Source organism: Paraburkholderia xenovorans LB400, from assembly GCF_000013645.1.
GTDB classification, from domain to species: Bacteria; Pseudomonadota; Gammaproteobacteria; order Burkholderiales; family Burkholderiaceae; genus Paraburkholderia; species Paraburkholderia xenovorans.
Window position 1 is genome coordinate 2,454,430 of record NC_007952.1, and the last position, 21,524, is coordinate 2,475,953.

Annotated in this window: 20 protein-coding genes and 1 pseudogene; 9 read left to right on the forward strand and 12 right to left on the reverse strand. The window is 63.3% G+C overall.

Features of this window, described 5'->3' with window-relative positions:
* Positions 1-195: 195 nt before the first annotated feature.
* The gene (locus BXE_RS32830) at positions 196-870 is read right to left on the reverse strand and encodes an HAD family hydrolase (RefSeq protein ID WP_011492432.1); all 675 of its coding nucleotides are present in this window, start codon (positions 868-870) and stop codon (positions 196-198) included.
* 173 nt (positions 871-1,043) lie between these two features.
* Here BXE_RS32830 and BXE_RS32835 point away from each other — a divergent pair, with 173 nt between their 5' ends.
* Complete coding sequence (locus tag BXE_RS32835) at positions 1,044-1,835, forward strand: hypothetical protein (RefSeq protein WP_011492433.1); 792 nt, start codon at positions 1,044-1,046, stop codon at positions 1,833-1,835.
* A gap of 175 nt (positions 1,836-2,010) precedes the next feature.
* Here BXE_RS32835 and BXE_RS32840 read toward each other — a convergent pair whose 3' ends face one another.
* A complete protein-coding gene (locus tag BXE_RS32840; RefSeq protein ID WP_011492434.1) occupies positions 2,011-4,296 on the reverse strand; it encodes a hypothetical protein in 2,286 nt (761 codons plus the stop codon).
* 53 nt (positions 4,297-4,349) lie between these two features.
* On the reverse strand, positions 4,350-4,520 hold the full coding sequence (locus BXE_RS46720) for a hypothetical protein (RefSeq protein ID WP_158340989.1): 171 nt from the start codon (positions 4,518-4,520) through the stop codon (positions 4,350-4,352).
* A gap of 350 nt (positions 4,521-4,870) precedes the next feature.
* Here BXE_RS46720 and BXE_RS46090 point away from each other — a divergent pair, with 350 nt between their 5' ends.
* The gene (locus BXE_RS46090) at positions 4,871-5,107 is read left to right on the forward strand and encodes a hypothetical protein (RefSeq protein WP_148223034.1); all 237 of its coding nucleotides are present in this window, start codon (positions 4,871-4,873) and stop codon (positions 5,105-5,107) included.
* 327 nt (positions 5,108-5,434) lie between these two features.
* Here the strand turns inward: BXE_RS46090 and msrA are convergent, their stop codons facing one another.
* A complete protein-coding gene (gene msrA / locus BXE_RS32850) occupies positions 5,435-6,175 on the reverse strand; it encodes a peptide-methionine (S)-S-oxide reductase MsrA (protein ID WP_011492437.1) in 741 nt (246 codons plus the stop codon).
* A gap of 53 nt (positions 6,176-6,228) precedes the next feature.
* Positions 6,229-8,097 carry a cytochrome c biogenesis protein DipZ gene (locus BXE_RS32855; protein WP_011492438.1) on the reverse strand — a complete coding sequence of 623 codons (1,869 nt, stop codon included), beginning with the start codon at positions 8,095-8,097 and terminating at the stop codon, positions 6,229-6,231.
* A gap of 252 nt (positions 8,098-8,349) precedes the next feature.
* Between BXE_RS32855 and BXE_RS32860 the strand changes: the two genes are divergently transcribed.
* From BXE_RS32860 to BXE_RS32870, 3 genes are all read left to right on the forward strand, one after another.
* Positions 8,350-9,096, forward strand: a complete 747-nt coding sequence (locus BXE_RS32860) for a response regulator transcription factor (RefSeq protein ID WP_011492439.1) — start codon at positions 8,350-8,352, stop codon at positions 9,094-9,096.
* Positions 9,093-10,589, forward strand: a complete 1,497-nt coding sequence (locus BXE_RS32865) for a HAMP domain-containing sensor histidine kinase (protein WP_011492440.1) — start codon at positions 9,093-9,095, stop codon at positions 10,587-10,589. The genes BXE_RS32860 and BXE_RS32865 overlap by 4 nt, the downstream gene beginning before the upstream one ends.
* Positions 10,590-11,074: 485 nt before the next feature.
* Positions 11,075-12,241: a porin gene (locus tag BXE_RS32870; protein ID WP_011492442.1), complete on the forward strand. Its 1,167-nt coding sequence runs from the start codon at positions 11,075-11,077 to the stop codon at positions 12,239-12,241.
* A 28-nt stretch (positions 12,242-12,269) separates the two neighbouring features.
* Here the strand turns inward: BXE_RS32870 and BXE_RS32875 are convergent.
* A pseudogene (locus tag BXE_RS32875) lies at positions 12,270-12,815 on the reverse strand (hypothetical protein); the annotation flags it as partial.
* Positions 12,816-12,961: 146 nt separating this feature from the next.
* Here BXE_RS32875 and BXE_RS32880 point away from each other — a divergent pair.
* Together BXE_RS32880 and BXE_RS32885 are read left to right on the forward strand one after the other, a co-directional pair.
* Positions 12,962-13,291 (forward strand): DUF4148 domain-containing protein, encoded by a 330-nt coding sequence (locus tag BXE_RS32880; protein WP_011492444.1) that lies wholly within the window; start codon positions 12,962-12,964, stop codon positions 13,289-13,291.
* Between the two features lie 237 nt (positions 13,292-13,528).
* Entirely contained in the window at positions 13,529-13,990 is a 462-nt protein-coding gene (locus BXE_RS32885; RefSeq protein WP_011492445.1) for a TerB family tellurite resistance protein, read from the forward strand.
* On the opposite strand, the gene BXE_RS32890 is transcribed toward BXE_RS32885, so the two are convergent.
* The gene (locus BXE_RS32890; protein WP_011492446.1) at positions 13,963-14,844 is read right to left on the reverse strand and encodes a LysR family transcriptional regulator; all 882 of its coding nucleotides are present in this window, start codon (positions 14,842-14,844) and stop codon (positions 13,963-13,965) included. The genes BXE_RS32885 and BXE_RS32890 overlap by 28 nt on opposite strands.
* A gap of 120 nt (positions 14,845-14,964) precedes the next feature.
* Between BXE_RS32890 and BXE_RS32895 the strand changes: the two genes are divergently transcribed.
* Together BXE_RS32895 and BXE_RS32900 are read left to right on the forward strand one after the other, a co-directional pair.
* The gene (locus BXE_RS32895; protein ID WP_011492447.1) at positions 14,965-15,717 is read left to right on the forward strand and encodes a TerC family protein; all 753 of its coding nucleotides are present in this window, start codon (positions 14,965-14,967) and stop codon (positions 15,715-15,717) included.
* Between the two features lie 84 nt (positions 15,718-15,801).
* Positions 15,802-16,095, forward strand: coding sequence for a zf-TFIIB domain-containing protein (locus tag BXE_RS32900; RefSeq protein ID WP_011492448.1), 294 nt, complete (start codon positions 15,802-15,804; stop codon positions 16,093-16,095).
* Positions 16,096-16,158: 63 nt separating this feature from the next.
* Here the strand turns inward: BXE_RS32900 and BXE_RS32905 are convergent, their stop codons facing one another.
* The 5 genes from BXE_RS32905 to BXE_RS32925 all read right to left on the reverse strand — a co-directional run bounded on the left by BXE_RS32905 (position 16,159) and on the right by BXE_RS32925 (position 21,451).
* Positions 16,159-16,842 (reverse strand): DUF2894 domain-containing protein, encoded by a 684-nt coding sequence (locus tag BXE_RS32905; protein WP_011492449.1) that lies wholly within the window; start codon positions 16,840-16,842, stop codon positions 16,159-16,161.
* Positions 16,835-17,482 carry an OmpA family protein gene (locus BXE_RS32910; protein WP_011492450.1) on the reverse strand — a complete coding sequence of 216 codons (648 nt, stop codon included), beginning with the start codon at positions 17,480-17,482 and terminating at the stop codon, positions 16,835-16,837. The genes BXE_RS32905 and BXE_RS32910 overlap by 8 nt, the downstream gene beginning before the upstream one ends.
* Complete coding sequence (locus tag BXE_RS32915) at positions 17,479-19,575, reverse strand: DUF802 domain-containing protein (RefSeq protein ID WP_011492451.1); 2,097 nt, start codon at positions 19,573-19,575, stop codon at positions 17,479-17,481. The genes BXE_RS32910 and BXE_RS32915 overlap by 4 nt, the downstream gene beginning before the upstream one ends.
* Positions 19,576-19,585: 10 nt before the next feature.
* On the reverse strand, positions 19,586-20,353 hold the full coding sequence (locus tag BXE_RS32920; RefSeq protein ID WP_011492452.1) for a DUF3348 domain-containing protein: 768 nt from the start codon (positions 20,351-20,353) through the stop codon (positions 19,586-19,588).
* A gap of 150 nt (positions 20,354-20,503) precedes the next feature.
* Positions 20,504-21,451 carry an aromatic alcohol reductase gene (locus BXE_RS32925; protein WP_011492453.1) on the reverse strand — a complete coding sequence of 316 codons (948 nt, stop codon included), beginning with the start codon at positions 21,449-21,451 and terminating at the stop codon, positions 20,504-20,506.
* Positions 21,452-21,524: the final 73 nt, after the last annotated feature.

Genomic DNA, 21,524 nt, shown 5'->3' on the forward strand with positions numbered 1-21,524 from the left:
TGCCTGGACGCCCGCACCCACTTTGCCGCGTCAGGTTTGCCGTGTGTTCGCATATGGAACACGCCGGCGTGCCTCATACCCGCTTATGGGCGGATTCTCTCATGCTGATCCCACAAGCCGGTATTCCGCTGAACTATATAGTACCAATGGCAGCGCCTGCGCGTGCTGGGAAAATCCGCGAGATAACGCCCGCTTTTACGGCCGCGACGCTACCTCGTCCAGATGTTCCAGCAGATCGGCCGGATCGTCGTAGACCCGCAGCGCACCGGCGCGTTCGAGTTCCTCCGTGCCGTATCCGCCCGACAGCAGGCCTACGCCCAGCGCACGGCAGCGCCGCGCCGCCAGCATGTCCCAGATACTATCGCCGACCACCACCGTGTTTTCGACGGGCACGCCGAGGCGCCCGGCCGCGGCGACGAACAGATCGGGATCCGGCTTGGCATATTTGACGTCGTCGCGCGTCACGACAACCACCTTCGCGGGATCGACGCCCAGCGCCTCCAGATTGAGCGCCGCCGTCTCCATGCGGCCGCTGGTCGCCACCGCCCACGGCGTTCCGGCTTGCGTCAGCGCATCGAGCAAGGCCCGCGCGCCGGGCAGCGGACACACCTGCGCGCGCAATCGCTGATAGGCCGCGGCGTGAGCATGACGAAGACGCTCGACCCGCTCGGCACTGATTTCACCGTGCGTCTCGCGCAGAAGCTGATGGGTGAAGAGGCCGCCGCTCATGCCGATCTTGCGGTGAATTCGCCATACCGACAGGGGAATCCCTTCGCTGTCGAGCGCTTCTTTCCAGGCCAGAACGTGCTGGTAGACACTGTCGACCAGGGTTCCGTCGAGATCGAAGAGGAAAGACGTCTGGATTCGCATGGTGAGCTCCTGTTGATGACCACGTCCGCCAATATGCCATGTCCCGGGCTGCGCCGGTCGCGCGAATCGGGCTTCCCGTTTCACCGGTTCGAACTTCCAGACGCGACACAGGCGACAATCCACGCTCGATGCCGTTCATGCTAGCCTCGTGACTTCCGCTAACGGGACGTTGCATGAACACACCTCGATTGCGCCTTCACGGCCTGACCCGGCGACGCACGATTGCAATGCTCGCCGCCCTGTTGACGTTCTCGACGAGCGTGAACCACTCTGCCCTCGCGCAGACCGAAAACACGACCGGGGTCACGTATTCCGGCACCATCGGCGAAGTGAAGGTGGGCATGACGCTCGTTTTGCACGGCAAGGCCTTAGGCAACGGACATTACTTCTATTACCGCTACCTCAAGGACATTGCGCTGACCGGCCGGCAATCGGGCAGCAATCTGACGTTGCAGGAAGCGAACGGCACCTTCAATCTGCACTTTGTGGGCAACGGATCGAATGGCGACCAGCCACTCGATTTTCCGAACAGCGTGGGTCTTGCCGGCACCTGGAACGGCGGCGGAAAAACTTTGCCGGTCGAGCTCACACTCGAAGGGACGTCACCCGCGAATGCGAATGCCGGGCATCTATACGCGATGATCACCGACGAAACGGATGAGACATTCGAGGCTCGGGCTCAGGGCTTTTATTTTGCCGCACTGAAGGGCGACGCGAAGCAGGCCGCGCGTTTCGTTCACTTTCCGCTGCGGGTGAACTGGGGCGCTACGCATCACGAGATGATAGGTTCGGCGAATCAGCTTGCCGCCAACTGGCACCGCATATTCACGCCCAGGTATCTTGCGGCGCTACGCGATACGGCTCCGCACGATATGCCGGTTATCCGGAGCCAGTACGCGATGCTCGGCGCCGGGCTGGCGTTCTTTACGGATAAGGGTGTCGAGGTTTTGAACGCGGAGCAGTAAGGATTGCTCGCGAATCCGGATGGCGTACTGCTGGATGTGATCGGCTTCAGCGAAAGCGTCAACGCCACACATCGTGATGATTCGGCATTCCATCAATGCGAAATCGACGCGCCGCCAATGACATTGGCGGCGCGTCGATCGTTTTCTGCGCTGGCTGGACTGCTTGCCGGGCTACTTACTGGCCCGTGTAACCGAGCGGAACAGTAGCGTTGGCCTTGGCAACCGTCGCGTTGTTCGACACGATGTACTGCGGCACCTCGGTAAGGGTCAGTGCGACCTGGCCGTTGGTGTAGGCAACCGTGCTGACATTGCCGTAACCATCGATCCTGGTCACGTTGCCCGAGGTGCCGGCATTGTCGACCCGCAGCGAATAGCTGGTCGAATAGCTCTGGCTATACGTGCCGTTGCTCGCCGGCCACTGCGCGTTGTTGTGCGTCCACGCCGCCGTCACGACCTTGCCGTTCCCCAGTTGCTGGAACGCATACGCGAAGACTCCCGACGGTGCGCCCTTGATCCGGCCCAGCGTATTCGTGCCGTCGAGAACCCGCGTCATCGTCGCGAACGCCATAGCTTCAGGCTTCGGCGAAAGGTTCGTCGCACCGAACGCGCCTTGTGCGTCGTTCAGATCGAAGAACGAGCCGTAGCCCACTTCGCCCGGATAGTCCGCACCGTAGAACAGCGTCGTGACCTGCGCACCGCCGCCAAGCACGATGATGTGCGCCCGCACGCCAACCGCCGCATGCGCGAACAACTGGTTCTGCGAAGGCACATTGGGACCGTAGTTAAGGCCCGGATCGTAGCTCACGCCGGCTTCCGTGAAGAAGAGCTTCATGTTCGGCTTGCCTGCCTGCATGACCGAGCGCAGCTGCGTCATCTGATTGTCGAGCGCGTTGGCCTGGTTCGCCGGATCCGGATCCGAGTCCTGCAATTCAGGCGGATGGGACGGATACGTACCCGCGTTCCAGTAGCCGTGCGTTGCGACCGCGTCGATGTAATTCCACAGACCGAGCGCGCCGAACTTCTGCAGATAACCCGTCGTGCAGGTATCGCAATTCGCGGCAAACGGATTGCCGGTGCCCATCACGACTGCATTCGGATCGGTCGAGTGAATGCCCTGATAGGCAGCCTTGTACATGGCGACGAAGTTCGCGTCGCTATCCGCCCAGCCGAGGCTCGGCTCCCAGGTCACCTGATAGTAGTTCTTCTGCTGGTTCGGATAATTCGCGGCGCGAATCAGGCTGGTATCGGTACCGACCTTCGCCATGAAGCTCTGGAATTCAGGCATGTTCGACGGCGCGTAGTAGCTGTCGTTGAACTGACCGGTTTTCGAATCCCACGCCGGCAGTCCGTCGAGACGCACGATACGCATCTGGTCCGGATTGGCTTTATAGAATGGGTCGAGGTCATTCACGCTCGGCGTATACGTGTTGGGACCGTTGGGTTCCATCGCCGACACCTCACGATCATCGATCGTCCACGAGATGCCCAGCGCGTGCAGCGCGGCGATATTGCCGTTGAAGCCCTGCATGCCGAAGCGGTGCTGATCCTGATGCGCATACGTCACGGTGCCCAGTGCCGAAGCCAGATTCGGCAGTACACCGAACGTCGCAATGCCGACCGGACGCGTGCCGCTTCTCGGCAACGTACCGCCGTTCGAACGCAGCGTGGCGGTGAGTGCGCCATAGCCGGACCACGTCGACGTACACGGAATCGTGCTGGTTTGGACGCCTGCCTTGACTGCGAAACTGCCCTGCGTCTTGATCGCGCCAGTCGAATCCGCCACTGACCAGACGACGGTATCCGCGCTCGGCGCGTTCGTCGTAATCGCCAGCTTGAAAGAGGCGTTGTTCTGGAACACGCGCAGACCGTCGGTGGTGGGCGTATCGGCACTGATCACACCGTTCGCGGTTCCGCCGGCCGTTTGCGTCGGCGTGCTGCACGACATGGTCGATGTGCCGGGAGCCGGTGCGGGTGCGGGAGCCGGGGTCGGCGTGGGAGTCGGTGTCGGAGTGGGCGTCGGAGCCGGTGTAGGAGCCGGAGCCGGCGTGGGAATTGGCGTTGGCGTCGGCGTTGGCGTCGGCGTCGGGGTCGGGGTCGGTGCCGGCGTGGGAGTGGGGGCCGGCGCAGGAGCCGGCGTCGGTGTTGCGGCCACCGCCTTAATCCAGCACGACTTGCCGTAGCCGTACGCCGGGTCTGACTGCGACACTGCGCCGACATAGCAGCCGACGCCGTTGCTGAACGTACGCGGGGCGGTCAACATCACTGACGGCGCGTTGGGCGGAACCGCACCGAACACCACCGAAGCCGTTCCGAGGAAAGAGCAGTTGCCATTCTCCTGTGCGCACAACTTGTATTGCTGTCCCGAGACCGTGATGGTTGCCTGAGCCTGCGCGCTTTCCGCGGCAAACGATGCCAACACTGTCGCTGATGCAACACCCAATAGTTTCAAGTATCTCGTCATTGTCCGTAAATTTCGCTAAAAGCAGGTTTTCCCCGGGGATTCAGCAAGATCGATTAGTCGTCCCGCTTTGGCGTTATCGAGTACTGAGAGAGGTGAAGCCTGAGAACGCGCTGACCGCGTTCATTGCTGATGAAACTTAAGCCTCGATGTGCCGCAATCCGGCGGCGGTCGCACCAGCCGTCCGCCTGCGTGCTGACTATCGCCAACAACAGCACGATCAGCATTGCCACCCTTCCTATCTGGCAAACATCTATTTATTACGTAATGCTTACTATTTCGTTGAACGACGATCTCTCGATAAATCGCTATCAACATCTGCATATGGAATTTCGATGCAGCCAATCGGGCGTAACGCGCACCAGAATCAGACCGTACGCACCGATTGCGTGAAATCTCCGTCGGCTTCCTGACCGGGATAAAACATCTCGCCGATCGCCCGACCGGAACACATCACAAGGGATTCATACATGCCGCCAATGCGGCTGGAACATCTACCGAGGCTCGCAGACAGTCAGGCGCACCTCATTTTTGACAAACAGATTTCGCACCAGCACGTGTAGTCCAGAAATTAAGGATGACGAATAATCAACCCAACTTCTTTTCGTTCACCGTTGACAGTCCGTTATTGATGTGGACCCGTCGGCTCGACAGCGAGCGAGGTGCATCCTCGCCTTGCGATTCGGGTTCGGAACCCAAAAACGCCATTGATCCGTGGATCAGCCACGCTCGATCGCGCGCAACGAGATGCGCCGAATTCGAAGCGCGCCGCTTTTCCGCCACCCTGCTTTATGTACAAAAGCAGTTCCAATGACGGGCGGCAACCCTTGCCGTAACTGTTACAGCGGCGACGGCACTCAGCCATATCTCCGGTATTAGTTACAGAAGTTTTTGGCAGACGAATTATAAACGTTTCATCCGCGTAACGTGCCGCGTTTACGGGCGATAAGTGATAACTGCGAATAAGTGGCAGACGATGCGGCCGGAGATTTTCCAAACAGGCGTGAATGGAAAAACTCCGCCTCTTGGCGAGGCGGAAAACGTACATCTTTGATTCGTCAGTCGATTGAGGGCGTTTTCTTTGAGCCGAATCCCGGCTATGCAATTTTTATATTGGTAATACGAATCTGCCTCAACCGTCCTATTGCGCAGACGTAGCGAGCAACACCGGATCGTTGCGATAAAGATCCGGGAACATCCGCTTGAGATCGGCCACCTTCGGCAGATCGTTGATTGCGATGTACGGGTAGTCCGGATGCAACGCGAGGAAGTTCTGGTGATAGTTCTCCGCCGGATAGAAGCCCTTGAAGTTCTCCACACGCGTTACGACCGGCGCGGAAAACACATGTGCGTTATCGAGTTGTGCGATATACGACTGGGCGATGCCGCGCTGCATTGCATTCACGGGAAAAATCGCCGAGCGATATTGCGTGCCGTGGTCAGGACCCTGATAGTTGAGCTCGGTAGGATTGTGCGCGACCGAGAAGAATATCTGCAGCAGACGTCCATACGTGATCTGCGTCGGATCGTAAGTAATCCGCACCGACTCCGCGTGTCCCGTATCCCCCTCGCTGACGGTTTCGTATTGCGCCGTGGAAGCGGCGCCGCCGCTGTAACCCGAGGCGACCTCCTTCACACCGCGCACGTGTTCGAACACGCCCTGCACGCCCCAGAAGCAGCCTCCCGCGAACACTGCCGTTTCACTATGCGTCGCGGCGGCTTTTTCGTCCTGCATGGGAGCTGGAATCTTTGTGGCGGCCTCGGCCGAATGCGCGAGGTGCTGCGCGGCCGCGACGCCCAAAGCAACCACGACGAGACCTGTGAGCCGAGTGACGGAAAAACGCTTCCGCAGCGACGCTATGCCAGTGTTTATCGTGCGCATGATGGTCAATCCTTGAGATCGGGTTAGAGTTGAACGAGGCCGCTCATGCCGGCTTATCCGAACGTGAAGGCAAATGCCTGCACACCCGGGTCGAGAAATTCGATCGAGAAGGTGCGGTCCGCGACCTCGCCGCTTTGCCGCACCAGTTGATACAGACGCTGCCCGGTTACGGTGCCGCTGCCATCGGGCGCGATGTCCGTGCCGTGCGAAGCGCCCGGCGCGGCACCGTCGACGCTCACGCGAAACCGCACCGGCTTGCCGTCCTTACCTGGACCGAGCACCAGATGCAGATCGCGCGCATGAAAGCGATACACAATCCGTCCCGACGCGGCAGCGAGCGTGGCGTGCTCCGCGCCCACATTCCATGATCCGGCGAGCCCCCATTCGTCGACGCCGGGCTGCGACGGAGCCGCATAGGTGTGCGTCCTGTCCTCGACTTCCCCGCCCGGCGACGCGAAGTTCTCCGCCCGCTGATAACCGACATAGGTCTCCGGCGATTGCATGTCGGCGTTGTCCGCGGCGGCCTGCACGCCCTGCGCGCCGGCGTTCGCAATCCCGATTGCAACCTTCGACGCATCCGCGTGGCCTGCTTCGGTCAGCAATTGCTGGATCACCTTTTCGGACTCCGCATAGTCGCCTTCGCCGAAATGGTGATAGCGGATCTGCCCTCTGGCATCGACGAAATAGTGTGCGGGCCAGTACTGGTTATTCAGAGCGCGCCAGATCGCGTAGTTGTTGTCGATCGCCACGGGGTAGTCGACGCCCAGGTCATGCACGGCCTTCTTCACGTTGTCGATATTACGCTCGAAGGCGAATTCCGGCGCGTGCACGCCAATCACGACGAGCCCCTGATCCTTGTATTTCTGCGCCCACGCTTTGACATACGGCAGCGAACGCAGACAGTTGATGCACGAGTAAGTCCAGAAATCGATCAGCACGACTTTGCCGCGCAAATCCTGCAACGTGAGCGGCGGCGAATTGAGCCATTGGACCGCGCCATCCAGCGGGGGCAGCACACCTTCGACCGGCAGCGGCGCCACATTAGCGACGGCGCGCATCATCGCGCCGCCGGACATCGCGGCAGCGGCCGGTTCGGTGTTAGTGGCGGACCCCGTCGCCGGGCCGGCGCTTTTCATCGCGCCGCTGCCGGATATGTCCGACGGATTTCCGGCAACCGGCGATGTGCTCGCCGCCGTGTTCGGCGAAAGCTTGTCGACGAGTCTCTGCTCAAGTCCGCCGGTCGCGACCGTCGTGACACGGGCGAGCACGCCGGTGTCGAAACCGAGTGCGATCGCAGCCACGCCGCCCAGCATCGCCACGCCGATTCCGCGGCGAATCCATTCGCCCGCACCCAATGAACGCTTCATTGCCGTGAACACCTTGCCGCCGATCAGCAGCGCCACCGCCAGCGACGTCGCGGCGCCGGCCGCATAAGCCGCCAGCAGCAGCGTGGTGCCGACGCTCGCACCGCGCAGTGCCGCGCCGGTCAGCACGAGACCGAGAATCGGACCGGCGCACGGCGCCCACAGCAGCCCGGTGGCAATGCCAAGCAGAAACGACGAACCCGCGCGGATCTGCTGGCCGTCGGCCTGCGCGAAATCGGACAAGCGATTGCCGGCGCGGACGAGCGGCCGCATCAGATGATCGGCGAAGCGTGGGAACAGCAACGTCAGCCCGAAAATCGCGAGCAGCGCGATAGCCAGCCAGCGGCCATACTGGTTGGCTTGCGTCACCCAGCCGCCGCCCACGGCGGCAAGCGTCGCGACAATGGCGAACGTCAGCGCCATGCCCGCGAGCAAGGGCAAGCCGCTGCGCACGAAAGGCTGATCGGCGCGTGCGAAAACAAACGGCAGCACCGGCAGGATGCACGGGCTGAGAATGGTAAGAGCACCGCCGAGATAGGCGAGAACGATGAGTAGCATGGCGATTCCGAACGTTCGTGTAAGTCGGTTACAGTGGGCACGCGGGCTCGGGCGGCAGCCGGCGTACAGTTCATCCAGGGCCTGATATTGCGGAAAGTGCCCACATGCTAGAGCGCCACCCATCCCGAAGTCCTCACGAAAAGTTAAATTAAATGTGATAACTCGCTGCCGGGAAATTTTGCACAATGACGCAATGGCCGCCTTTCCCGGTCCTGCTTTTGAACCACACCCTGAACCGCCGCTGAAGCCAACATGGACAATCCGAAGCGCATCCTGATCGTCGAAGACGACGTCGACATTGCCAACGTGCTGAGCCTTCATTTGCGCGACGAGCGCTATGAAGTCGTGCATAGTGCCGACGGCAATGAAGGGCTGCGTCTGCTGGAACAGGGCGGCTGGGATGCGCTGATTCTCGATCTGATGCTGCCCGGCGTCGACGGACTGGAAATCTGCCGGCGCGCCCGCGCGATGACACGCTATACGCCGATCATCATCACCAGCGCGCGTTCGAGCGAGGTGCACCGTATTCTCGGCCTCGAACTGGGCGCGGACGACTATCTCGCCAAGCCGTTCTCCGTGCTGGAACTGGTGGCGCGCGTCAAGGCTCTGCTGCGCCGCGTCGACGCCCTCGCGAAAGATTCGCGGATCGAAGCCGGCAATCTGCGGATTGCCGGGCTCTCGATCGATCCGCTCACGCGCGAGGCGGCCGCCAACGGCAAGCCGATCGAACTCACACCGCGCGAATTCGACCTGCTGTATTACTTCGCGCAGCATCCCGGCAAGGTGTTCTCGCGAATGGACCTGCTCAATGCCGTGTGGGGCTATCAGCACGAGGGCTACGAGCACACCGTCAACACGCATATCAACCGGCTGCGCGCGAAGATCGAGGCCGATCCGGCCCAGCCCGAGCGCATCCTGACCGTCTGGGGACGCGGCTACAAGCTCGCCGTGCCTGGAGAGACACCCGCGCCCACCGGCGCACCGAAGGACGCATCGTGAATCTGACGCTCACCCAGCGGCTTTCGCTCGTTTTTTCCGTGCTGTTGCTCGCGTGCTGCGGCGCATCGGCATTCCTGCAAATCCGTTCGAGCGATCTGCACGAAAAAGAAGTCATACAGGGTCTGTCGCGCAACCTCGCCGACCATATCGCTGATCGCACCACGCTGATGGATGCCAACGGCTTGCGGCCCGACGCGGTCCGGCAACTGTTCGGGCAACTGATGATGGTGAATCCGAGCGTCGAGGTGTACCTGCTCGACAATCAAGGCCGCATCGAAGGCGACGACGCGCCCGCAGGACACGTCAGGCGCGCGCAGGTGGATCTGACGCCGCTCCGCCGGTTCATCGCGGGCGAGCCGCTGCCGATTCTCGGCGACGACCCGCGAAGCCCCGACGGCAAGAAGGTGTTCAGCGCCGCGCCGCTGCAACTGGGCGGGCAGGCGCCGTCCGGGTATATCTACGTGGTCCTGCTCGGCGAAGAACACGACGCGCTTGCCGCGCACGTGGCGGCCAGTTCGGTACTGCGCACGACGTTGTGGTCGATGGCGCTGGTCGCGCTGCTGGGACTGCTCGCCGGTTTGACCGCATTCGGCCTGATCACGCGGCCGCTGCGCCGCCTCACCGACGCCATGCGCCGCTTCGACGCGGAAGGCGAGCCCGATATCCAGCCGAGTGTGCCGCGCTCGCCGGCTGCCGGAACGCGCGACGAAATCGCGGTCCTCGAAGCCACGTTTGCGCAGATGGCGAACCGCATCGGCGAACAATGGCGCGCGCTGACGCGGCAGGATCAGCAGCGCCGCGAACTGATCGCCAACATTTCGCACGATCTGCGCACGCCGTTGACCTCGCTGCACGGCTACCTCGAAACACTCTCGTTGAAGTCCGACACGTTAGGCGATACGGAGCGCAAACGCTATCTGGCCATCGCGCTCGCACAAAGCGTCAAGGTGGGCCGCCTCGCACAGGCCTTGTTCGAACTGGCCAGGCTCGAACACGGCAATGTGCAACCGGCGCTCGAACAGTTTTCGCTGGTCGATCTGGTGCAGGATGTCTTTCAGAAATTCGAATTGCCTGCCGAGGCGCGGCACATCCGGTTGCGAGCGGTCATTGCGCCGCGCCTGCCGAATGTTTGCGCCGACCTGGCCATGATCGAGCGCGTGCTGACGAACCTGCTCGACAATGCGATCCGCCACACGCCCGCCGAAGGATCGATTGAGATCGATCTCGCGCACAAGGACGGCAAGGTGTCGGTCATGCTCAGCGACACGGGGCCCGGTATTCCACGGGAGCAGCGCGAGGGGCTGTTCGAACGCCCATTCGGCTCCGGCGGCTCGCATCGGGGCGGCGGACTCGGGTTGCTGATCGTCCAGCGCATGCTGCAATTGCACCATAGCCAGATACGTCTGCTCGATAAGGCGGAGACGGGCACGACCTTCTGCTTCGAGCTGCCGACGGCTGTCGTCAGAGCGAGTGCCGCCGGCATCCCTATGTGACGGCTCGCGCCGGACAATCGCCGGAGAGCACCCGTTTCGCCGCGCCTTCCCGCCGTGCTCTGCGGTCATATCCGCCTGGATACAGCGAACGGAGCGCCCGCTGTCCATGACGCACGCCACTTTACTGTGTGTCATAAAGACGACAATTACCCACTAAACCGTTTACGGAAAGATAACGGACCGATATATTCCGCAAGACATAACGGTCAAGGCGGTCCGCTTTTCTCAAAGACGCTCACGCTGCGAAACGATTTGCCGCTGCCTGGACGCGTCCGTCGTCAGCCAGCGGCGATCACGCGCAGCGTGCTGGTTGTCCCGCCCCCGTTCATTCGCGTTCTTCAGACATCGATCACCGCCTGAGCGACCTCGCTCGACCTGGCGCGGCCTCGTCGCGGGTGTCCGATATGTCTGGTGCCGTTTGCCAACCCCGGTCGCGCTGCGCCAGCAACACGCGCTGCGCCGCCACCCTATAAAAAGAAGGAAAAATGAAAAAGACTCTCTTCGCAACCGCCGTCCTTGGAAGCGTGACGCTCAACGCGCATGCGCAAAGCAGCGTCACGCTGTACGGCCTGATCGACGCCGGCATCAGCTATGTGAACAATGCTCGCGCCGGCACGAGCCACGACCGCCTCGTCAAATATGACGACGGCGTGGCGTCGGGCAGCCGTTGGGGCATTCGCGGCACGGAAGATCTGGGCGGCGGCCTGAAGGCGCTGTTCGTGCTGGAGAACGGCTTCAACAGCGGCAACGGCACGCTGGGCCAGGGCGGCGCCATGTTCGGCCGCCAGGCGTTCGTCGGACTGTCGCGGGACGGCGTCGGCGCATTGACGTTCGGCCGCCAGTACTCGTTTTCGACAGACTATCTGGGTGGCACGTATTCGAACGGCAGCCAGACCGTTGCGGGCAACTACGCCTATCACATCAACGACGTCGACCAGTTGACGTCGAGCCGCATCAACAACGCAGTCAAGTTCAGCAGCGCGAATTTCTCCGGCTTTACGTTCGGCGCGTTGTACGGCTTCTCGAACCAGGCGGGCGCTTTTGCGGGCGCGCCGGCAAGCGGCACGGCCGCGGCACCGGTCGCGGGTTCGTCGCGCGCATATAGCTTCGGCGCGAACTATGCGAACGGTCCGATCAGCGTCGGCGCGGCATACACGGACATCCGCTTCCCGAGCCAGGCGGCGCCGACTTTCTCCACCACGATTGCGAACGTCACGACGGGCAACGTGCGCGATCTGCGTACGTACGGTGTGGGCGGGCGCTATACGATCGGCGCGGCCACGCTGTGGGCGCTCTACACCAACACGCGTTTCGAAACGCTGACCGGCGCGGCGACCACGTTCACAGCTTACGATGCGGGCGCGAAATACGCGTTCACGGCAGCACTGACGGTCGGCGCGGGCTATACGTACATGCATTTGAGCAACGCGAATACGGGCCACTGGAATCAGGGCGACCTGAGCGTGGATTACGCGCTGAGCAAACGTACCGACGTGTACGCGCTGGGTATCTATCAGATCGCTTCGGGCCACAACACGGCAACGGGTGACGTGCAGGCGCAGATCGGCTCCAGCACGAGCTTCTTCGGTCCGTCGGGTTCGGGTGCGGACAGCCAGTTGGCGTTCCGCGTGGGCATCCGCCATCGCTTCTGATTGCCCGGCTTTTCGCGCGTCTTGTGAATCAGACGCCGATCGCCGCCTTCCGGAGTCGCCGGCGCTCCAGCGAGTTGCGTAGCTGACCGGCCACGAATGCGCTTAGCAGCAGCGACAGGTACAGCATCGAGATGTCGTGTCGCCATGCATCGAGCGCCGGTTGATTCGCAACCAGTTTCGGGTCGGGCCGCAATGGCCCGACACTGGCTGCCATGACCGCGTGCTTCATGCGAATGAAACCCGCGGCCGACAACAGTGGCATCAGAACAAGCATTCCCGTCAACACGGGTTTCGCCCTGCGCACCATGGCGTGATGGCGCATACGCAACCACAGTCCAAGACAACCATGCAGCCAGCCGGGTGCAAGCAGGGCAAGCTGCAAGCCTTGTGTGCCGCTCGTGATCAGCGATATCACAATGCGCTCGTAGTTCGGTTCGAAGCCGTAGAGCGACGCGGCGAGGCGGGTGGACACCGCATGCTGGATCAGCAACAGCGGAAGGCTCAGACCTGCCCACAGCCGAACCCATTCGGTGAGCGGCAACGCCCAGTAGCGGCGCCCGTAAATAGTGTTTATTCCCGCGTTTCTGCTCACGTATCCCACCTTGGACGCACCGGCGCCGGGAATAAGACATTCACTTCGATGGTTTACCGGTGCAGAGCGCGCTGCTGCCGACCTATGTCGAGTTCGGGCACTGCGCTCGTCCATTCAGGAGCATCGACATGAAACTACCCTCGCTGAACCTGTTCGCGATCCGCGCCGTGCCCAAAGCGCTCATCGTGAGCACGGCTTTTCTGATTACATCGACCGGTGTCCATGCGCAGATGTCGCAGGCGTCGCCGAAGTCCGGCACGCACCAGATCACGCGTGCCGACGTGCGGCATGAACTCGAGGAGTTGGAAGCGGCGGGATACGACCCTTCTCGCGGTGACGAAAGCGACTACCCCGCCGACATTCAGGAAGCCGAAAGAAAAGTGGCCGCCATGCATGCCGCCCAAATGAATGCGCTAGCGGGCGAGCAACCTGCCATGCAGTCCATGCCAATGCATTGATGGCGATCCTGTGTGTGAACCCGTGGATAGCAGACTTCCCTTTGAGCGCCGATCGTCTTTGCGATTGACGCTCTTTTTTATCGGCGACGGTCAACCATGTCCGGTCTTGACGGCCTACCGGAAAGCTTCGTCTTTTCCGAACCTTCGTTTCGCAATTAACAGATTTATCCGATCCGGAACATACCGCAGACTGGGGCTCATCTTCACTACGGACATTGTCCGCGAAAGGACCCTATCATGCGCACCTATCCGCGTAACAGCCCTCAAGCCGCAGCACGCATTGTCGCGCTGGCGCTCACCTCGGACGGTCACGTCAGCAGTTCGGAAGAACGTGTGCTGGACAGACTGAACATTGCCGGCGAACTCGGTCTCGCGCCGGCACAATTCGAGCGGATCGTGCAGACGCTGTGTGAAGACCACTCGGTCGCACAGCCTTCGCTCGCGCCGCCGGTGGGTCATCTCGACCCGGCCATGCTCACGACCTTGATCGACGAGATCGACGACCCCGCACTGCGCCGCAAGGTCATTCGCCTGTGTGTGGCCGTTGCGGTCGCCGACGACTATCTGGCGGACGGCGAAATCGCGCTGCTTGCGGCGGTATTGAACGCGTGGGGACCCAATCTCACGCCGGTCGCGGCCCGTCTGGGCCTCCCGTCGCATGTGCTGCGCAGTTATAACCGCGCGGCGGCCACCACTTGAGACGCGAGCCCATGATGCTGCCCGCGACGCGAGCGGATGGCGTGGATCTCCTCGATCACGCCGTCCGCGCGGCCGAGCCAGCGCAAGCCCCGCAGCAGCGTGAGGTCCTCCGCGCCCAGTTCCGCGAGCGGAAACACGCCGAGGCCGCGCGCGGCGAACACCGCCATCAGCGCGCTGTCCTCGAACTCGCCCACGATACGCGGGCGGATGCCCTGCGCCTCGAACCACCGGTCGAGCCGCGCGCGCAACGCAGCGTGCCGGGTGGGCAGAAGCAGGGGCACGTCCGCGAGGCATTGCGGAAAGCCCGCACGGGCAGACTTGCGGACGATTTCCGCGGGGCCGTACCAGTCCACCGGCGAGCCGGCCAGGCGCTGGCTCAAGACGCGCAGATCGGCATTGTGCGGCGCCGGCTGGCAAGCGAGCACGAGATCGAGCCGGTGCAGCGCGAGCTCCGACATCAGTTCGGCATGCTCGCCCTCGTGACACAACAGCCTGAGCGACGGCGTACCGAGCACCGGCGCCAGCAGCGCGTGTGCCGCGAGCTTTGAAATGCCGTCGGAAAGACCGACGGCGAGCCGCGCCACGCCTTCCCCGCCCACCTCGCGCATTTCGTCGAGGAACGCCTCGCCGAGCTGAAAGATCTGCTCCGCGCGATTGAATGCCGTTTCGCCGGCCTCCGTCATGGTGACGCCGCGCCCGGCGGGTTTCAGCAATTGGCGCCCTATCGATTTTTCGAGCTCCCGCACCTGCGCGCTGATGGTCTGAACCGCCATATCGAGCCGCTCGGCCGCGCGCGCAAAGCCGCCTTCCTTCACGACGATCCAGAAATAGTACAGGTGACGATAGTTGAGCATGGCGTAATAGTTCGAAAAAACCGATATGCCACTCAGGGTAACACTGATTTATTCGAACGGCCGAGACTGCGATGATGACGCTATTCCGACGTTACCCACATTCATTCGACAACCGACACTATGGACTTCCTGCTCGCACTCGTTACCGACCCTGCTGCATGGGCAGCGCTCCTCACGCTGGTCGTGATGGAAATCGTGCTCGGCATCGACAACCTGATCTTCATCTCGATCCTCAGCAACAAGCTGCCGGAAGCACAACGCGCCCGCACGCAGCGCCTTGGCATCATGCTCGCGCTCGTGCTGCGGCTGGGCCTGCTCGGTACGGTTGCGTGGATCGCGCAATTGACCGCGCCCGCCGTCACGCTGTTCGGCCATGCGTTTTCGTGGCGCGATCTGATCCTGCTCTCGGGCGGCCTGTTCCTCGTCTGGAAGGCGACACGTGAGATTCACCATCACGTGGTCCATGCCGAAGAAGAACGCGACAAAACAGCCAGCACCGTCCAGTTGACCGTGGCGGGTGCAATCGGCCAGATCCTGTTGCTCGATATCGTGTTTTCGGTCGACAGCATCATCACGGCGGTCGGCATGACGGACCATATGCCAATCATGTTCATCGCGGTGATCAGCGCGGTGCTGGTCATGCTGTTCGCAGCGCGCCCGCTGTCGCGCTTCATCGATCGCAATCCGACCATCGTCACGCTCGCGCTGAGTTTCCTGCTCGTGATCGGCATGACGCTGATTGCGGAAGGTTTTGGCTCGCACGTGCCGAAGACGTACATCTATGTGGCGATGGCGTTCTCCGGGTTCGTCGAGGCGATGAACATGCTGGTGCGCCGCGCGAAATCGAAGCGCGCGCTCGGCACCGGGCAATGACCGATAGCGGCAGAAGTTTTTTCCGGATCGGGCGGCTCGCCGGACCGAGCGTTCGATGCCTTTGTACTCTTGAGGAGCGACACCATGAAATGCCCTGTATGCAAGACCACCGACCTGCTGATGACCGAGCGACGCTCGATCGAAATCGACTACTGCCCGGACTGCCGCGGCGTGTGGCTCGATCGTGGCGAACTCGACAAGCTGATCGCGCAGGACACCGCGAATCTCGATGCGCCGGCCGCCACGCGCGCAAGCCGTGAGGGCCACCGGGATCGGGACCACTCGTACGACAGTCACCGCGGCTACGACGATCATCGAACGGGCTACCGGATGCAAAAGAAGAAGCGCTCGATTTTCGACGTATTCGATTTCGACTGAGCAGCATCGACCATGATGAAAGAAGCTGAACGAAGCGCCGGAAGTATCCCGGCGCATATGACGCTAGCGTGCTTTGCCGCGATTGCTCCTGCCGGTATTGCCGGCGCGCGGCACGTCTTTACCCGAAGGCGCCGCGCCACCGTTGATCTGCTCCATCCACGACAAGGCGTCGGCATAGGATAGAAACTGCTTCAGATAACCCGGCGAGATTTCACGCATGAGCGAGAGCGCCCGGTGCACGAGGCTGCTCGAATTGAGCGGACCGGCATTCCCAGGCACCTGTTCCAGCGACTGCCGCATCTGCTTCTCGGTACGGACTTTGGACCAGACTTCCCTGAAGTAATCGAGCTCCGCCAGTTCCGGATACGAGGCGGATCGCGGCAAGCCGGTCGTCGCGAGTGCGGGTTGGCTCGCGATGGAGTCGACCAGGCTCTTCAGCGTTTCATGCAGCGGCCCGTTTGCCGGCGCCGCGGTGTGCGCGTCAGCGTCGGTGTCCGTGTCCGTGTCCGTGTCCGTGTCGGCAATCGCGGATGTCGCGCGTTCAATCTGCCCGGCATAGGCTTCCAGCAAACCGGCCAACCGGTCATCCAGAATACGTCGCGCCTCGCCGCTATGGCCGGCCGCGCGCCGCGCCAGCGCCTCGATGAAATGAAAGCGGACAGGATCCAGACGATCGGCGCCGCGCTCGCGCCAGGCGCCGAGCGTCGCGCGGGCTGCGCTGACCGGATCGCTCGCGCCGTTACTCACGAGGCTTCACCGTGGAGGTCGATGGCCGCGGGACCGGCGCGATTTCCACGCGCCGGTTTCTGGCGCGCCCCTGCTCGTCCGCATTCGAACTCACGGGCTGCCCGGAGCCGAACGCTGCCGCAAAGAGCGACGACGCGGGCACGCCGTCGTCGATCAACGCGCGCGTCACCGTCAACGCGCGTTGCGCCGACAATTCCCAGTTGTCGGCAAAACGGCGATTGCCTTCACGCAGGCGCTGGTCGTCTGTAAAGCCGCTCACCATCAGGATTTCGTCATTGGCGCGCAGATACGCGGACAGCGGCCCGGCCAGACTCTTCAGCAGATCCCGGCCTTGCGGCTGCAATTGATCCGAGTTCAACGCGAACAGCACATTGCCGCTAATACCGATGCGCCCATTCACCAGCGTCACGCGCCCGGCCGCGAGCGGCCCCGCCAGCGCCTGCTCCAGCGTCTTGCGGCGCTGCGTCTCCAACTGGCGCTGCTTGACCTCCTGCTCCAGTTTGCTCGACAACTCCAGTTGCACGCCGATCACGCCCACGAGGATCAGCACGAACGCGCCCAGCAGCACCGACATCAGGTCGCCGAAAACCGGCCAGATCGGCGCGACCTGCTCCACGCCGCCGTCGATGTCCTCGCTCATGCCGCTTCAGCTCCCGCCGACGCGCGCCGGCCGGCGAGCTGCTGCAGGTCTTCGACGATCTGCTTCTGCGACATCACGCTCAGGTCGATGACTTCCCGCGCCTGCGCCACGTAATACGCGAGCTGCTCGTCGCTGCGTGCGAGGGATTTGTCGAGCGCGGTTTCGATACGCTGCAGGTGCGCGACCAGCTTGTCGTTCGATTCGCCGAACACTTGCACGGCGGCCCCGAACGCTTCGCCGAGACTCGCCACTTCGACGGCGCTGCCGGTGACCTGCGCGGCAACCGAGCCCAGCTTGCCGGTTTCGAGTTCGATCCGGTCGGTGAAGCGTGTCCCCACACGTTCCAGCAAATCCGCCGAGGTGGCGACGAGCGCGTCGACGGCCGTGCGCTGTTCCGTGGACGCATGATTGACCGCGTCGAGCAGGGTTTCCAGCGTTTCGAGCAGACGGCTGCGTTCCTGCAGCATCGCGGTGTCGCGGACCATGCTGTCGGAGAGCTTCTGGCGCAGTTCGGCGACGACTTCGGCGGCGGCCTTGGGCGCTTCCGAGGCCGCTTGCACGAGTTGACCGATCTCGGCGATGGTGCTGCTGGCGTGCGCCTGGGTCTGAGCCGAAATATCGCGTGCGGTTTGCGCCAGCGTCTCGCAGATTTCCTGCTGACGGCTCGCCGTGCGCGCGCCCGCCTGCTCCCACTCCTTGCTCAACGTCGCGGCCATCGCGCCGAGCGCTTCGGTCCATGCTGCGAGCCGCTGTTCGTCCTTCGAGGCCAACGCGGTCTGCAAGTCCGCATGCGACTGTCCCACGCCGCGCAGCAAAGACGCCGCGTGCTGCTCGAAGGTCGCGGCAGCCGCCGCCAAGGCTTGCTGGTTGCTCGCCGCAAGCTTCTCGCCGACGCTTTGCTGGCGCGACAGCGCCTCGTTCCAGGCCTGCGATACGCCACCCGCCGCGCTTTCCAGCCGTGCGGCGACGCCGTCCAGCAAACCGGCCGAACGTTGTTCGAAAGTGCCGGTGAAACGATCCAGCGACGCGCGCAGGTGCTGCGCCAGTTCCTCGCTCGAACGCCGATGTTCCGCCAGCGCCTTGTTCCAGATGTCCGCCACGGTCGTGGTGCTCGCTTCGAAGCCACTCGACAGCCCGTCCAGTTGCCGCTGCACGGCTTGCGTGACGGTGTCGTGCAATGCGGCGGTTTCGCGCGCGAGGCCGGCCATCGTGGCTTGCATGACCGGCTGCAATGCCGCGCCGGCAGCGCGCGTGCTGTCGGCCACGCTCGTCTTCAACGACTGCTCGACCGAACTGGCGAGGCGCGTGTAGGCGGCCTCGGCTCTGCCGTGAAAAGCCTCCTGACTGGCGATCTGCCGCTCGTTCAACGCGAGGCTCTGCTGCTCGATGGCCGCCATCATCGTCTGCAACCGGTCGACCAGCGTGGGCATCACCTCGGTCTGACGCTGCAGCAGCCTGAAGGCCTCTTCGCGCTGATGCGTCTGCGAGTAGATGCGCAAGCTCGTCGCGATCTTCACGTCGAGCATTTGCGCCGTCTGCAGACGCTCGCGCCGGTATAGCGCGGACAACAGGCCCAGCATGGCGGAACTCGCCACGCCCGCAATCGAGGTGCCGAACGCAAAGCCCAGGCCCTTGACCGGCGCGGCCAGCGAGGCGCGGATCGCCTGCAGGTCGGTCGCACTTTCCAGCGCCATGCCGGTGCCGCGCAAGGTCGCCACCATGCCGAGCAGCGTGCCCAGCATGCCTAGCAATACCAGCAAACCGACGAGGTAAGGCGTCAGCGCCGGCCCCGGCAAGGCCACGCGCTCGCCCTCCACACGCAGGCGCACCGCGTTGCGCAGGCTGGGATGCAAAGAATCGAGCCACGCGCCGAGAGCCGGCGGCGGCGCGGACAGCCCCGCGACGGCGCGCGTCAACGTGCCGGTGGCCTCGCGGTAGCGATGTAATTCGAGCGCGCCCGCCAGGTAGCAAACGCCGATCAATAAGGTGACGGCCAGCGCCAGCGGGTTCGAACCAAGGTAGCCGGCGGCGATCCAGCACACAGCGGCCAGACCTGCCAGAAACACAACGAGATCAATACGATATCTGGACATAGTGTCCCAGTTAGCTGGCGCGAAGGGCGGCGAGCAACCCTTCGACCGGTTGTAAACGAATCTCCAGTTCGGCAAGCAACACGCTCTGCATATCCTTGCGGAACAGATTCAGCCATGCGCCGGGCGTGGGCGCCGCTGCGTCGCTTGTGGCGTCGGCATCGGCGTCGCCTGCGGCCTCGGCAGCGGCCAGCGCCGCCTGTTCAGCGGCGCGCAAGCGCTCGAAGTGCCCGGCGAGCAGCGCGGGCACGCCGGCCAGCAGACTGCGCTCGCGCTCGCTCAGCGCGCGCTCCATCACCGCGTCCACCACCGCGAGCCGCGCCATGTTGGGCGTTCTGGCCGCCAGCATGGCGCGCAGGCGGCCGCGCAGATTGCCGATGCCCGTTTCCATCGACTGCTGGATGGCGAGATAGCGCTGCCGAAAAACGGCGTAGTCGGCTGCCGGCTCCGTGGGCACACTCTGCGAGGACGCGTGCACGGAGCCGTGCCGCCTCGCGACCGCGAACACGCTATCGCCCGTGATGGTTTTCGCCAGCGAGCTGCGCGCGCGGACGTAATCCGCCTCTTCGGCGCTGCCGAAGGTTCGCGCGCCAGCGGCGACGGCGGGCGGATTGCCGTTCAGCGCCGAGGACAGCGCAATGGCGTCGGTCCAGCCGAGCCATTGGCTGAGCCGGTCCGAGAGCGATTGCCGGGATTCGGGAACATCGACATCCGCCAGGCGCGCCAGTAAGCGAATGAGCGCCGGGCCGCTGAGCGCGGTGCGCTGGGGGGCTTGCAACATACCACCGGAGACAAAAAGTCAGCAGTTTACACGCTGACGGGACCGCGGCGGTCGCCGCCCGCTGCGCGGGCCGCGCGCGAGGTGCGTTTCAACGTCGCAGATGCCCCGCCAGGCGGCCCTTCCAGCCCGATGCTCCGACCGGTTGCGCAATCATTGTTGGAGCGACACGCCTTCGCTCGTCAGAAGGTGCTCGCGCATCCATTGCTCCATGCTGCACACGGCCAGGCCGCGCTGCGCGTTGAACGTGCGATCCACGCTCCATGACACGCCCGCGCCTTCGGCGAACACCACGCGGTACTTTCTGAGCGAACTGTCGGGCTCACCGGCCAGTTCGGTTTTCAATCGCGGCACGCTCCATTCGGCGCGGCGGGTCTTCCGCCCAAGCATCGCATCGACGCAATCCGCCACCTGGCGATAGGTCACCGTGTCGCCGGCGACGAACACCACCTCGTTGGCAATGCGCGGTTCTGCGAACACGATCTCCGCGGTCAGCATGCCGATGTCGTCAGCCGTGGTGACCGTCACCGCGTTGTCCCAACTGCCGAGCGCATGCACGGCGTTCTGTTCCAGGTCGACCACGCCGAAGGACGGTTCGAACAGAAAACTCGTGAACATGCCGGTCGACACGATCACCCATTCGGTCCGGTCTTGCGCGCGCAGCAGGTCGCGGACGTCGAGCTGTTCGTCGAACAGATCCTGCGCGCTGCCCCGGCCGATGACGTCATAGTCCACGCCGAATTGCCACGGGAAATAACGCGCGACGCCGGCCTCTAGCACGGCACGGGCGATCTTGAGCTGCACGCCCTTGCCGCCGACAAACCCGGTGCAGGAGATGACCGTGTCGAAGCGCCGGAACAGCGCGGCAAGCGATGCGTCGGACTGCGCGGCCAGGTCGCCCGGCACGAGTTCGATGGCAAGCGCGCGCAGTTCGGCGAAGTCCTTCCGCCGCGCGGCATCGTGCGATTGCAGGGTGGAAGGGCGCAGCAGAACCGCGACCGACACGCCCGGCACCGATGCGGCCCGGCGCGCGAGATTGCGCAAGACGGCCATGCCGAGTTCACCGGCGCCGAGAACGAGAATGGATTGAGTGTGCGACATGGGTGGGACCTTCTGGAAGTTCGGAACAGTGTGAGTGGCGTTCGCCCGTGCGATCCGCCGTCACCGGCAAGAC